The following is a 14,284-nucleotide window of genomic DNA, read 5'->3' as shown; positions in this document are numbered from 1 at the left end:
CGGAATCGATCAGAAGGCAGAAGGTAAGAGCTCCTGTGGCTCTCCAAGCAGAAAACTTCCTTGTTTTATCCATGTTTTCAAGATCTCAGCGATCTCTTTAGCCTTGACATAACTTGAAAGCGGCGATGTCGGGATTTCTTTTCCACCGATGACAATAGAACCGCTTTTAAGTTGAGCGTAGCTTACCTCGCCAAGCGGCGTCGCCTTCCCCTCTGGATAGTCTTTCCCGTAGTCGATCACTTGGGTGACTATGTCTTCATCAGAAACCCCTGTCCTAAATGCCATCTCTTCGTTTAGAATAGGTATCGGGATTCCAAGGCCTACAGCGAGCGAACAACCATACCCAAGGATACTCACCCCCACCAGCCACTTATTATTCATATTTTTTAGGTCGCCGAGCACCATAAGCGTGCCGGCCGGTCTTTTTGGGAGCCCCTTTTCGTTGTATTCTACATTAGGCTTGTGCTGGGTTCCAGCTGATACGACATATCCTATTCCACCGCCCAGGAAGATGCGCGTACCAATACCTATAGTTCTGTAATGCGGATCGTTGAACAAAGGACTCAATTGACCTGATGTGCAATAATTTGCATTTCCGAGATTAGGGCGCAAGGTCCCCATATAGGTATATATGGTTTTATTGGTTACATTTACGGCACAATTATAGTTCTGATAGGCATTTCTTGGGTTGCAGAGCTGTGCAAATGGAAGATCTTTTAATGTAACCCTCTTTTCAAGGCGCTGCCTTGGATAGCAGTGTGTTCCATAGGCCTCCGCCTTGAGCTGAACCGCCTTTCCGGCCACAAGGTCATGTATGACATGTCCACCGCCATAGAGGAATTCACCCGGATATACCTTATTTAAAGGATCGTCCTCCACAGGTTCAGTAGCTCCAATATATATATCGACAGCAGCAAGGCCTGCATAGGCTGGTACACCATTCAACCATACCTTTGATGCCTTGATGCCTGGTACGCTGTGCCCGAAATTTATAAATGCGCCTGACGAACACATGGGAGAGAATGTGCCCGTAGTCACCACATCAACCCTTCTTGCCGCCTCAACCTCGCCGTAGGATCTGACAATCCCTATCATCTCTTCGGCAGTAACCACAACGGCCTTGCCCGAGCGTATCTTTTCATTTATCTCCTGAAAGGTTTTGTTTACCTGATAGCATGCCATTATCGAGTCCCTTCAATCCAATACCGACAGGACTTTGTGCCCTTTTTCTTCCAATGTTTTGACTATAGACGTCAAGTCACTTTTTTCAAGTCTGATATAGTGCACCTTTTTTCTCGGCGACTGGGCATCAACTACCACGCTCAAGATCTTTCCGCCCATCTCTCTGATCAGCCGGATCACGTCGTCTAGCGCCCCGTCTTTTTCGGAAAGGACCACATCCAGTCTCGAACTCTTTTTTAAAAGACCTAAAAATTCAATAAATGCACCGACTATGTCGGTGTTAGTTATTATGCCGACAAGCTGCCTTTTCTCAAGCACGGGGAGGCCGCCTATCTTGTAGTGTTGCATCAATCTTGCAACTGAATCAAGACTTGCATTTGGATCGGCTGTTATGGGGTTCAAGATCATGATGTTGGATACTGTAAGCTCATCCAGCATGGATGGATAGAGATATTGCCTGATATTGCTCTCTGTCACTAGACCTTGCATCAGGCCATCTTTTACTACTGGCAGATGTCGTATCGAATGCCGACTCATCAACTCTAGCGCTTCATGTAGAGAGGCTTCAGGTTGGATTGTAACGACGTTTTTCGTCATCCAGTTCTTGACCTTCACAACAACTACCTCTCCTCACCGGTTCGGCCGGATCAATCAGCGGCCGTTTTTTAAATTTAAACTTATCATAGGATAAGGTTTTGGTCATTGCAAGTAGTGTTTTTTTTCATTATATTTTGCGGCGCAATCCAAATTTAAAAAGGAGAATGTCGTGGCCAAGCATAAAAAAATAGAACGGATCAGAGAAATCGAAAGAAGGCGGAGGCGGCGCGAAAAGAGGCTTAAGATGAGGGCCAGGGCTCAGAAGTAGGCAAGTAGGTCTATTTTTTGAGCCGCGTCTATATTATTTATTCCCGTCCCCTTCGCTTACAAGCTATGCTGGCAGTAAAATCATAGCTCAATGGTTAGATTATGAGCAGGCCTGCAGGACAACGAGGGAACTAGATTGTCCGATGATTTTGGGCCGACGGCTCTTATTTTTATGATGAAACAGGAAGCCCTTTGATTTATTGGTGGGAAGAAGTCACGAGGCCAGATATGCCTTTAATTGTTGCAAATGGCGGTTGAATTGTTCGTTTATATCAGAAGAAAGTTTTGACCATTCATTTTGGAACTCAGGGAGGGTCTCTATGTTTATTGATGCGGCAATGGCAGTGCCGTATTGTTTTGCAAGCGACTGTTGGATCCCGCCAAGCCTTCCTTGCATCTGGGCCTTGAGCTGGTCATAATAACGTTTTTTAGTAACCTCATAGGTCTTCAACAGTTGCTCGATCTGCGAGACGATTTCTTTAACTGGACTGCCTTTTAAGGCAATGATACCCGAGAACGCCCTATTGATGGACGACCATTGATCTTTATCCCTTGGGAGGATGATATTCCTCAAGATGATCTCGATAGCGCCGTTGATTACATGAGGAAGATCTTCTTTTTTTATGTCTTTAAGCCCTATCGTAAGGTCTTTTTCTTCACCGTTTATATACCTGGCCGCAAGGCGCCTACCTTTATTGAACAGTTCATCGGAGACGGCTTCATTTTTATTGGCCGCACCTAACCTCTCTGCCTTTTCCAATGCGATTTCAAGGGCACTTCGAATCTCCGCCATATCGAACTCCGTGTTAATTCATTATGCTTTTTTGCATTAATATATCAAAATTTATAAACGAATCAACGTATAAAGATTAATTATAAAACTTTGGTTGTCCGTGTATCTTATAAAAGATATTTTGTAAGGAATTTTGGTAACACTTTTTTAATATATTGACTACAAAATTTATCTATGTTAATATTTTTTAAACTTGATAAGTTCTGAAGGGAGAAGAAGACGGCCATGCACATACCAGACGGCTATTTAAGCCCTCAAACATACATACCATTATACGGCTTAACAGCAATATTTTGGGCTGCTGGCATCAAAAAGATAAGGAAATCTCTATCCGCAAGATATATCCCTTATACGGCCATGGCAGCGGCGTTTTCATTTCTTATAATGATGTTTAACATACCGATCCCTGGCGGGACAACGGGCCATGCGGTTGGAGCGGCTATTGTGGCAATCCTGCTTGGTCCATGGACGGCCGTAATAGCCATATCAATAGTCCTTATAATACAGGCCTTTGTATTTGGAGACGGCGGAATTACCGCCATAGGCGCAAATTGTTTTAATATGGCTGTGGTGGCACCATTTGTATCATATTGGATATTCATAATGATTAAAGACGGGAAGACAAACGGTTCAAGGATTAAGATAGCGGCCTTTCTATCAGGCTATATCGGCCTGGTGACTGCCTCATTGTTTGCCGCCATTGAATTCGGCATCCAGCCTTTAATTGCAGCAGCCCCTGATGGCAGGGCCTTATATGCCCCATATCCTTTATCAGTAGCTATTCCGGCGATGGTCGGCGAACATGCACTTGTATTTGGTATTTTAGAAGGTGTGGTAACACTTTTAGTATTTAATTATTTTTTTAAAAATGAGCCAGGATTAATTTATGGACTCCGAGATAATCAGGAGGCGGCATGACTTTATTTCAGAAAAAACTTTTGGTAGGTCTTGTTGTAATGGCGTTCATATCTCCTATAGGGATCATCCTACCTGAAAAATTCAAGGCGGGTGATGCATGGGGCGAATGGAATATTGACACCCTTAAAGAGCTTGTCGGATATGTGCCCGAAGGTCTAAGAAGATTGGCAGATATATGGAAGGCCCCCATACCTGATTACAATCTGGGTGGAGAAAATGCATCTTTTGCCATTCAAATCTGGTCTTATATTGTGTCAGGTATAATTGGTATATTGCTTGTAGGCTTCATCAGTTATATATTATCAAAAATTATCTTAAAAAATCACGAATGAATGTCCTTTATTGATAGCGGACTGATCCATATAGGTAGGATTATAAAAACATTATTCCTACAATGGGAATTTGCATCTAAAAACGCATTATTCCAAAGGATTGATGCGCGCATAAAACTTATTTTCTTAGTTTCTTTTATTATTATAATTTCTCTAAAAAATGAGATACATACACAGATATTTATCACAATATTCATATTTTCTCTAATGCTGTTGTCTCGATTGAACCCAATCGTTTTTTATAAAAAAATTCTAATTCTTTGGTTTATATTTGGCTTTTTAATTATTCTGCCATCCGCTTTTAATGTAATTACAGAAGGAAGAGTTGTTTTGCCAATCTTAATGCTTTCCAAATCCTATGATGTTTGGATCTATCATATTCCACAAATAATTGGTTTTACGAACGAAGGTATAGTGATTATTGTGATGTTTACATTACGAATAATAAATTCTCTTTCTCTTTCATTTTTAATTGTCTATACTACGCCATTTCATGAAATTATAAAGGCATTAAAGGTTTTTAAGATACCTGATACAATTTTAATGATTGTTATATTGTCATATAGTTATATATTTATATTTAGTAAGACAGTAGAAGAAATATATTTAGCAAAAAAGGCAAGAACATTAATAAGAAATAATGATAAAGAGTCAAGACAATGGATCGCAGGAAGAGTTGCATATATTTTTCGTAAAACACAACAGAGATATGAAGATATATTTAAAGCAATGCTAAGTAGGGGTTTTGCTAATGAAATTATGCTATATAATTTCAAAAAAATTAATATATATAATTATATAATAGCATTATTATTGTTTAGCCTTGAACTATATTGTTGTTTCATATAGATTTCATTGATGTTATAAATCAGCAAGATATAAATGAAACCTATTATAAAAATAGAAAATATATCTTATAGGTATTATGACACAATACTTGCGCTCAATGAAATATCATTCTCAATAAATAAAGGTGAAAAATTAGCGATAATAGGTGCTAACGGAAGTGGAAAATCAACATTATTACAATTAATAAGTGGGTTAATATTTCCAAATTCAGGGAAAATCTTCTTTGAAGATAAAGAGATAAATGGCAATACGTTAAAAAAAGATGATTTCTTAAAATTTTTCAGATCAAAAGTTGGATATGTTTTCCAGGAATCTGATATCCAACTATTTTGTCCAACTGTTCTTGATGAATTGTTGTATGGGCCTATGCAATTAGGACTTAGCGAAGATCAGGCTATGAAGAGAGCTGATGAAATCATGCAGCTCCTTAATATAGAAAGATTAAAACACAGGCCGTCATATATGCTTTCAGGTGGTGAAAAAAAACGAGTTGCTATAGGCTCAATATTAACGATGAATCCAGAGGTTTTGCTTTTTGACGAACCTACCAATGGACTTGATCCAAAAACACAATCATTTATTATAGATCTATTATATGCCTTAAATGATGCAGGAAAAACAATTATAATAGCAACGCATGATTTATCTCTTGTAAATGAATTAAACGCAAATATTGTAGTACTTTCAGAAGAACATAAAATTGAAAAAATAGGAAAAGCAGAAAATATATTGAAAGATCAAGACTTATTATTTAAAGTCAATCTTGTGCATAAACATGTCCACTCTCACGGCCAGATTATGCATAGGCATATACATTCCCACTACCTATTTCATAAACATTAACAGCTATTAAGAATCCGATATTGGACCTCGCTGTTTGTATTGTTTCCCTATATTCCTAAAAAACACTATTGCCTTCATAACAAATCGGGGGCATAATTTAAATTAGGAATAAGATCGGGTTAGGAGTTTTAATAATATGAAGGTCAGAAAGGCAGTTGTGCCTGTTGCGGGTCTTGGAACCAGATTTTTGCCGGCTACAAAGGCCATACCCAAAGAGATGCTTACAGTGGTTGACCGGCCTACAATCCAATATATCGTCGAAGAAGTGGTGGCCTCTGGCATAAAGGAGGTTGTACTTATCACATCTGCCGGGAAGGCCGCCATCGAGAACCACTTTGATTATTCATTCGAACTTGAGACGTACCTTGCCCAGAAGGGCAAATTCGATCTCCTTCGCGAGGTCCGCAATATTTCAAGACTTATAAACGTCGTCTCGGTCCGCCAGAAAGAACCCCTGGGGCTCGGCCACGCAGTCATGGTCTCGGAAAGCGTTATCGGCGGCGAACCGTTTGTTGTGGTGTTGGGCGATGACCTTGTCGATGCCGAGGTACCGTGCGTCTATCAGATGCTCAAGATATTTGAGCGGCTTGAAGAATCCATAGTGGCCGTACAGAAGGTATCATTAAAGGAGGTCCATAGATACGGCATTGTGGAAGGCGAGGAGATAGAGCCTGGCGTATACCGGGTGGATAGGCTTATTGAAAAACCAACTGTAGGCGCCACAAAATCGAATCTGGCCGTCATAGGTCGTTATTGTCTGCGCCCTGAGATATATGACTGCCTCCACAGGACGCTCCCAGGTATAGGGGGGGAGATACAGCTTACCGACGCGCTTGACATGATGCGCAAGGAACGGGCGCTCTATGCCTATGAATTTAAGGGTAGGCGTTTTGATGCCGGAGACAAATTGGGTTATCTTGAAGCCACTATAACCTTTGCCCTTGAACATCAGGACATCGGCGGGCCATTTAAGGAGTTTTTGAAAGGGCTCGTAAAGAATCTGGATTGATGGGTGACGAAATCGGGCGCCTTATAGACGTCGTTTTGCCGCTCCCGGTCGAACATGCGTTTACATATGCCTTAAGGCCTGGCGACCAGTTGCCGCCTATGGGCAGCCGAGTGCTTGTGCCGGTAGGGCGGAGACGGGCAATCGGCATCGTTTGGGGCGTGGCTGACAGACACCCGCCAGGCGGCGCTAGGGAGATATTGGAAATATTTGATTATGTTCCGTTTCTGCCAAGATCTATTCTAAGATTTCTTGAGTGGGTCTCGTCCTATTATTTCTATCCTATAGGCAAGGTTATTGAAGAGGCGCTTCCTCCGGGCTTTTTCTCGTCGAGGTCAAGGCGATTTGTTGATACAACAAAAACAAGGAGACGCCCTGTTTCCAAAAGACCCGAGTTTCCTTCCTGGCGAGACGAGGTCGATATAACGCTCACCTCCGAACAGAGTGCAGCGCTTAAATACATCGAGCCCGCGCTCCAGTCCGGGTCGTACATGCCTATACTCCTTCATGGAGTGACGGGAAGCGGGAAGACGGAGATCTACCTGAGGGCAGCGCAAAGCTGTCTGGATCGACAGAGAGGCGTCATCTTTATGGTGCCGGAAATCGCCATGACTACCCAAGCGGTTGGTAGGTTCATCGCAAGATTTGGGGATGAAATTGCCGTACTTCACAGCGCCCTTACCGAACGTCAGCGCCGAGATGAATGGTTGCGGATCCAGCGGAGGGAAAGCCGCCTGGTGATAGGCACACGCTCGGCCATATTCGCCCCTATTGAGGATGTCGGTCTCCTGATCGTAGATGAGGAGCATGATGCGTCTTATAAGCAGGAAGATAGGCTGAAATACAATGCCCGGGATATGGCGGTGATGAGGGCCAAGATGGATGGAGCTGTTGTAATCTTGGGGTCGGCCACCCCCTCAATCTCAAGTTACACAAATGCCGTTTCGGGGCGTTATCATCTTATAACCCTTGAGAGACGGGTAGAAGACAGGCCGTTGCCTAGGGTGACAGTTGTGGACAGACGGCGGAGAAAAAAGAAAGCAGCACCTGATGGAACAACCCAAAGGCGCCCGATCTGGCTTACGGATGTGCTTGAAATTGCCATAGGCGAGACCCTTGAGCGGCATGAGCAGACCCTTCTTTTTTTGAACCGCCGGGGTTTTGCAACCTATGTATTTTGTCCTGAATGCGGCCATGTATTCAGGTGTCCTCACTGTGAGGTGAGCCTTACTTGGCATAAAGATAGTATGCAGCAGGTTGTGTGGCCTGACAAACCTCTTGGGTATGTCGATTCGGGTGACGGGCTGGGTCGCCAGGGAGATGGGGTGCTCGTCTGCCACTACTGCGGGATGTCTAGGCCGGCCGTACCCATATGCCCAAAGTGCGGCGGTCTTGCGGCAAGGGGTGCTGGATATGGCACTGAAAGGCTTGTAAGCGACCTTGTCAAGATGTTTCCTGCGGCCAAGATTGCAAGGCTTGACAGAGATGCGGCCAAGGGGCGTGTTGAGATGGAAGGTGTTTTGAAAGACTTTCACGAAGGGCGTCTTGATATCTTGGTGGGTACACAAATGGTGACCAAGGGTCATGACTTTCCAGGACTTACGCTGGTAGGGATCATATGGGCTGACATGCCGCTCAATTTTCCCGAATATTCGGCTGCTGAACAGACATTTCAGCTCCTGACCCAGGTGGCGGGCAGGGCAGGGCGCAGCTCAAAACCGGGCCACGTGGTAATCCAGACCTTCATGCCAGATCACTATGCTTTGGAGTGTGCAGCAAGATATGATTATCTATCTTTTTATAAAAAAGAGACGGCACTTAGAAAAAAGATGTGCTATCCACCGTTTGGCAGATTGATCAATTTGAAATTTTCAGGTAACGACAATGAGATATTAAAAAAAACCGCCTTTAAGATGTTCGAAGCGGCAAAACAGGCTATTTCAAGTAATCCTGACGGTTTACGAGTCGAGATATTCGGTCCTTCACCTGCCCCAAAGGCAAGGGTGAAGGACCGATTCCGTTGGCATATACTGCTCAAATCGGAATCCATGTCCGATCTGCGGACCGCTTGTGCCAGGATGCTCTCGATACGAAATGAAGCCATTCCTGCAAGCGTGATGTTTGATGTGGATGTAGACCCTGTGAGCCTTTTATAGGGATCGCTGACGTGGACATGCCATTCTGACGATGTGCCGGCCTGCCGCTGCCACCTTTTCTTATTGACCACATCCAACCCAATCATTATTATTTTTATTTGTTCCTATTTTCTCTTTTTTGTCGGGCCGCCTGACTTCAGGATTCGATGGAGTGATTGAGAACGCCTTGACATAATAAATTAAGAGTTCAGGAGGTTTTGGATATTTTTGCCAATAAAGCGCATATTGAAAATTGTTTTCGATATTGATCCTGATGACAGGCTTGATCTTTTTAAGGCCTTTCCCGTCTTGAAGACAATTTTCAAAGAGAGAAGGCTTCATGCATCAATCAGGACATTTGGTGATATAATTTTTACATTTATAATACTTTCTGGATTATTTGGCCCCCAAGATCCCAAAAAAAATTGCGCAATATTTCTCTCATGGGGCGTCTGGTGGCCGTTTTTGGTGCTGAGCTGGTTTTTTATAGGGCGAATGTGGTGCGGGTTTTGTCCGTTCCCAGGTCTGGGACGTATTGTGCAAAGACTTGGGTTTACGTTTTGCAGGCCTGTTCCGAAATCATTTGAAAAATATGGAATATATTGGGCCATAGGACTCTTTGCGGTTATTATATGGCTAGAAGAGAGCACTGGAATCAAGGATTCCCCAAGGGCAACTGCATTTTTGATACTCTTTATCCTCATGGGGGCTACTATCAGCTCTGTCTTTTTCCCGCTCCAGGCCTGGTGTAGATATCTTTGTCCGATGGGGAGAATGACAGGGGCAGCGGCCACCTTCTCCCTTATTGAATTCAGACCTGATCATGAAAAATGCAAGGGGTGCGGCACATTTGCATGCAAGCGCGGGCGGGATGGGATGCGCGGTTGTCCTGTCTATCTAGGGGCGTTTGCCGTAAGAAACAACTTAGATTGTCTGGTATGCGGCCATTGTGTTGCCATGTGCGATAGAGATTCCCCTAGACTCAATCTAAGGAGCCCGTTTTCAGAATTGATTCTAAATAAGGGGAGGTTTATAACCTGTTCATTTATTATCCCTTTTTTAATGGGCTCTCAGCTTGCACGTTTTATATTTCATGGATTTGATGTGGAGATATGGTGTCAAAAGACAGCTATTTGTAATATGGGCATTTTTTCATCCCTGTTGATCGTCGGTTTTTTGTATGCCATGGCCTTTGTCAGGATAGGGGCACATACATTCGGTGTCACAGAAGATGAAGTATTTGGCAGGTTTTCACCCATGATTCCCATATTTGTACCTATGGCCTTTGCCGGAGAGCTTATTTACAGACTCAACTATTCACTTTCCAACGCCCCAGACTTTTTCCCTGCACTTGGCAGACAATTTGGCATCGGCCCGCTACTTTTATTGACGTTCTATATCCCTGAATGGTTTTTTCGGTTTATTGATTCATTTATTATGGCTTCCAGTGCCGTCGCCGCCCTTTATGTACTCTACAGATTCGCAAATGACGACTTTCATGGTATGGTAGGCAGATCTGGATATGCTGTCACTCAAGCCCTTATAATCATCATGGCGGCAAGCTATTTTTGCGTACTTCCGATCTGGAGATAGAAAATACTGGACGACCCGTCTTGGCCTTGTTAACAGGCCATTCCATTGAGGGCCTCGATGACACGGATCATATCCTCTGGGATGCCGCTGGTCCATTCCATCTCTTTTTTTGTGGCTGGATGTATGAGCCCGAGTCTCGATGAATGGAGCATCTGTCTTGGGATCGTGATAGACCTGCCGGCTGCCTTAAGTGTAAGCCGACCTCCATAAAGGCAGTCGCCAAGCAATGGGTGACCTATATGCGCCATATGCACCCTGATCTGATGTGTTCTTCCGGTGCGGATATCCACTGACAAAAGACTTGCGCCTGGGAGTGATTTCTCTAACGTCCATATTGTAACCGCGCGCCTACCGTTTTTTGTAAATACAGACATCTTTTTTCTTTCTCTGGGATGACGTCCTATGGGGAGATCTATAGTGCCGGTCTCCTCACGTATCTTTCCGTGCACAATTGCCATATAGGTCTTTTTTATGAGCCCTGCCTTGAATTGTTCTATGAGCGCCCAATGACTTTGATCGTTTTTAGCGGCGACCATGAGCCCTGAAGTATCCTTGTCAAGTCTGTGTACTATACCGGGCCTTATCTTTCCTCCAATACCTGACAAGTCGCGGCAATGGTGCATAAGTGCGTGTACAAGTGTCTCTTTTTCCTTGCCAGCCCCTGGGTGCACCACTATGCCAGCCGGTTTGTTGATGACTATTATGGAGTTATCCTCATAGAGGATTTCAATTGGGATCGGCAATGGCTCAATCAGGATGTCTTCAGATGGCGGGATGGATATGTCTATTATAAAACCAGCTTTGAGCCTCATGCTTGGGCTGGCGTTGTCTGTACCGCGTATTTTTATTCGGCCGGTTTCTATGAGCCTTTGGATCCTTGTCCTTGAAAGCCCAATATCTTTTGATGCAAGATATTTATCGAGCCTCTCGCCCTCTGACCCTTTTTCAACTTTGATTTCAAAGTCGGTATCTGTAGCCGGGTTGTTATGATCCAAGCCCTACTGTCTGTGCGGTCTCTGGCACAAAAATAGATTCTATGCTTTGAGCGATCTCTTCTTCGGTCTTGCCTTTGGCTACAGAGAGTTCCTTTATCAGAAGGCCCTTGGCTGTATCCATCATCTTTTTTTCTCCAAAGGATAGTGGTTTGTCCGATTGTAGGAGATATAGGTCTCTCAGCACAGCGGCAAGCTCGAATATAGATCCAGTCTTTATCTTTTCCATATATTCCCTATAGCGCCTGTTCCATGTCTGCGGGGTGAACTCTATATCCTTGTTTTGTAATATCGTATAGACTTGGTCAGCGTCATCGCCTGATATAATACATCTCAGTCCGACTTGACACGCATTTTTCTTTGGTATCATAATCTTCATATCGTTTTCAAGGATCCGCATAATATAAAAGGTATTTTCCATGCCAGCTATGAATTTTTGCTCAATTGCCTCTATTACTCCTACCCCATGGGCAGGATATACTGCAAGGTCGCCTATATTGAACATTGAAATCCCCCCTAGAATAATTAATTAATTTTTTTATTTTAACATAAAAATAGCAAAAAGGAAACTTTATATTATTAGAAATTTCCCCTTGGCACATCCTTGACAAGAGTATAAGTTAATCCTCCAATTGAAGCAGCTTGGGTTTCATGACATTTTATTAAATAATATAATTAGTTCTGATCAAATAAAAAATCATCAAGGCTATAAAAGAAAAGGATCCGACAAGACATGAGCGTTGAGACAAAGACCATGGAAGAAAAAGATGCCTGTGCAATCATCGCCTATGTAAATAAACGAGGCAACAGTACCCACGCTAATATCGTAAAGACTATTGATGCCCTCAAGAAGATGGGCCACCGCTCCGGGGATATAAACGGGGAGGGCGACGGCTGTGGCATCATGATAGATATCCCAAGAGAGCTTTGGGCAAAACGGCTTGAAGAACACGGACTCAGCATGCACCTTGCCTGGAGCAGCGCCTTTTGTGTAGGTCATATCTTGATACCTGTGAGGTCAAAGGGCCAAGCTGACGATCTCAAGTCAAAGGCGAGAGAGATAATGGAATCAAAAGGCCTCAAGCTTATCGCTGAGATTGAAGGTAATACAAGAGACCATGAACTTGGCCCAAGGGCGAGGCTTGAATCACCGATCTTCTGGCAGGTGGCTGGACTCATGTCCAACGACAATAAAGGCGATACCGCAAGGGGTCTCTTCAGCCTTCAGATGGAAATTGGCACGCAGCTCCCTGAGCTCTACGTAGCATCTTTGAGTCGACACAGCGTGGTCTATGTCCTGAGGGGGCTACCCGAGCTCCTTCCCAAGGTATTCCCGGATTTAATGGATGAGAAGACACGTTCAATCATATGTCTTGGTCACAGCCGTTATTCCACAAATACCCTATCGATTGTTGAGCGCGTCCAGCCCTTTTCAATCCTCGGGCACAACGGTGAGATAAACACCATAGAAAAACTGAGAAGTACCGGAAAATTGCTTGGTATACCTCCTGTTCCTGGCGGTAGCGATTCGCAGGATCTCAATCGGATCATAGAGGGGCTCATAAGTCTATACGACTTTGATCTTGCAGAGGCGCTTGAGATGGTATTTCCGCCGGTCCATACCGAGACGGCGCATTATTCGGATGATCTAAGGCGTCTCTATGATTTTTACCGATGGTTCTTTCCGTGTTCAGCGCAAGGGCCAGCGGCTGTAGTTGCACGTTACGGTGATATATGTTTGGGTAGCGTCGATGCCCTTGGTCTCAGACCTCTCTGGTTTGGAGAAAGCGATTATGACTATTTCCTGTCCTCGGAAAAAGGGGTTGTTGATCTTGCAAACACCATGGATGACCCGAGGCCGCTTGCACCAGGTGAAAAGATAGCGATCATCTCTGGCAGGGGAAAGAGGGCTGAGGTGCTGAACTATGGAATGCTGCAAAAAAGGCTCTTTAAACTTCTAGATTGTAGGAAAAAGGTATTTTCCGTCACAGATTATCTATATGCATCACTCCCTGATTCAAAAGCCTATGTCGGACATAAGCCGGGCAGTTGGTGGGTAGCAGGTGGGAGCTACTGTAATGCAAAGCTCGAAGATCTCTCATCCGTCAGGTACCTTGCTGCACTTGGGTGGAACAGATATGACATGGATACCTGCGTCAAAATGGCTGCCGAGGGCAAGGACGTCATAGGCTCAATGGGTCATCAGGGGCCGCTTGCAGCTTTGATGCCCGAGGATGCACTGCCCAACATCTCTGAGTTTTTCAAGGAAAACGTGGCGGTTGTGACCAACCCTGCCATAGACAGAGAGCGCGAGGCCGAACACTTCAGCACCCAGGTAATACTGGGAGACCGTCCTGATGCATATGGCGGAGGCTATCCTACACCTATAGGCCTCAAGCTAGGCAGCCCGCTTCTCTTGAGCCGCCATGGCCTTAAAGACCTAATCGGCGAAGACGATCTTGATATGCTGTGCAAGTCCCTGGATATTACAGCCATGGAGGATGTATTGAATTTCTTTACAGGTCAAAACCTTGATAGGGCCAGGGTGGCGGTGCTTGACTCGACCTTTATTCCAGGGCAAGATGGTTTAAGGTTAAGGCTTGCCAATCTGTGCAGAGATGCGTGCGAAGCCGTAAGGGCAGGTGCCGTGGTGCTTGTCTTGGATGATTCCATGAATTTTACAAATGGGCATGTATTTATAGATCCTGCCTTGACTGTAGCCCGCATAGCCAAGGTTCTGGCGGATCAAGGCCTAAGAAGGAGATGTAGTATTATAG

13 protein-coding genes are annotated in these 14,284 nt (G+C 44.3%); 8 read left to right on the top strand and 5 right to left on the bottom strand.

The window, feature by feature from the left end:
* Positions 1 to 9: 9 nt before the first annotated feature.
* From ACP5SG_RS07335 to ACP5SG_RS07325, 3 genes are all read right to left on the bottom strand, one after another.
* Positions 10 to 1,182: a homocysteine biosynthesis protein gene (locus tag ACP5SG_RS07335; RefSeq protein WP_237888213.1), complete on the bottom strand. Its 1,173-nt coding sequence runs from the start codon at positions 1,180 to 1,182 to the stop codon at positions 10 to 12.
* 12 nt (positions 1,183 to 1,194) lie between these two features.
* The gene (locus tag ACP5SG_RS07330) at positions 1,195 to 1,797 is read right to left on the bottom strand and encodes a CBS and ACT domain-containing protein (protein WP_237888212.1); all 603 of its coding nucleotides are present in this window, start codon (positions 1,795 to 1,797) and stop codon (positions 1,195 to 1,197) included.
* Between the two features lie 463 nt (positions 1,798 to 2,260).
* Positions 2,261 to 2,839: a hypothetical protein gene (locus tag ACP5SG_RS07325; protein ID WP_428123175.1), complete on the bottom strand. Its 579-nt coding sequence runs from the start codon at positions 2,837 to 2,839 to the stop codon at positions 2,261 to 2,263.
* A gap of 225 nt (positions 2,840 to 3,064) precedes the next feature.
* Here ACP5SG_RS07325 and cbiM point away from each other — a divergent pair, with 225 nt between their 5' ends.
* The 7 genes from cbiM to ACP5SG_RS07290 all read left to right on the top strand — a co-directional run bounded on the left by cbiM (position 3,065) and on the right by ACP5SG_RS07290 (position 10,515).
* Positions 3,065 to 3,757, top strand: coding sequence for a cobalt transporter CbiM (gene cbiM / locus ACP5SG_RS07320; protein ID WP_237888210.1), 693 nt, complete (start codon positions 3,065 to 3,067; stop codon positions 3,755 to 3,757).
* Complete coding sequence (locus tag ACP5SG_RS07315) at positions 3,754 to 4,089, top strand: PDGLE domain-containing protein (protein ID WP_237888209.1); 336 nt, start codon at positions 3,754 to 3,756, stop codon at positions 4,087 to 4,089. The genes cbiM and ACP5SG_RS07315 overlap by 4 nt, the downstream gene beginning before the upstream one ends.
* Positions 4,090 to 4,938: a cobalt ECF transporter T component CbiQ gene (cbiQ, locus tag ACP5SG_RS07310; RefSeq protein ID WP_424661176.1), complete on the top strand. Its 849-nt coding sequence runs from the start codon at positions 4,090 to 4,092 to the stop codon at positions 4,936 to 4,938. It begins immediately after the preceding gene.
* A gap of 33 nt (positions 4,939 to 4,971) precedes the next feature.
* Complete coding sequence (locus ACP5SG_RS07305; protein WP_237888207.1) at positions 4,972 to 5,781, top strand: energy-coupling factor ABC transporter ATP-binding protein; 810 nt, start codon at positions 4,972 to 4,974, stop codon at positions 5,779 to 5,781.
* Between the two features lie 136 nt (positions 5,782 to 5,917).
* Complete coding sequence (gene galU, locus ACP5SG_RS07300; protein ID WP_424661175.1) at positions 5,918 to 6,790, top strand: UTP--glucose-1-phosphate uridylyltransferase GalU; 873 nt, start codon at positions 5,918 to 5,920, stop codon at positions 6,788 to 6,790.
* Positions 6,790 to 8,943, top strand: a complete 2,154-nt coding sequence (priA, locus tag ACP5SG_RS07295; RefSeq protein WP_237888205.1) for a replication restart helicase PriA — start codon at positions 6,790 to 6,792, stop codon at positions 8,941 to 8,943. Before galU ends, priA begins: the two co-directional genes overlap by 1 nt.
* 474 nt (positions 8,944 to 9,417) lie before the next feature.
* Positions 9,418 to 10,515: a 4Fe-4S binding protein gene (locus ACP5SG_RS07290; protein WP_428123171.1), complete on the top strand. Its 1,098-nt coding sequence runs from the start codon at positions 9,418 to 9,420 to the stop codon at positions 10,513 to 10,515.
* A gap of 29 nt (positions 10,516 to 10,544) precedes the next feature.
* On the opposite strand, the gene ACP5SG_RS07285 is transcribed toward ACP5SG_RS07290, so the two are convergent.
* Both ACP5SG_RS07285 and ACP5SG_RS07280 read right to left on the bottom strand, forming a co-directional pair.
* Positions 10,545 to 11,510: an RluA family pseudouridine synthase gene (locus ACP5SG_RS07285; protein ID WP_237888203.1), complete on the bottom strand. Its 966-nt coding sequence runs from the start codon at positions 11,508 to 11,510 to the stop codon at positions 10,545 to 10,547.
* Entirely contained in the window at positions 11,500 to 12,012 is a 513-nt protein-coding gene (locus ACP5SG_RS07280; RefSeq protein WP_237888202.1) for a CarD family transcriptional regulator, read from the bottom strand. The genes ACP5SG_RS07285 and ACP5SG_RS07280 overlap by 11 nt, the downstream gene beginning before the upstream one ends.
* A 228-nt stretch (positions 12,013 to 12,240) precedes the next feature.
* Here ACP5SG_RS07280 and ACP5SG_RS07275 point away from each other — a divergent pair.
* A partial coding sequence (locus ACP5SG_RS07275; RefSeq protein ID WP_428123168.1) for a glutamate synthase central domain-containing protein occupies positions 12,241 to 14,284 on the top strand: 2,044 nt, incomplete at its 3' end.

The organism is Dissulfurimicrobium sp. (assembly GCF_049968175.1).
In the GTDB taxonomy this organism is placed as follows: Bacteria; Desulfobacterota; Dissulfuribacteria; order Dissulfuribacterales; family Sh68; genus Dissulfurimicrobium; species Dissulfurimicrobium hydrothermale.
The sequence above is the reverse complement of the archived record's forward strand: the minus strand, read 5'-3'. Positions and strand labels throughout refer to the sequence as shown.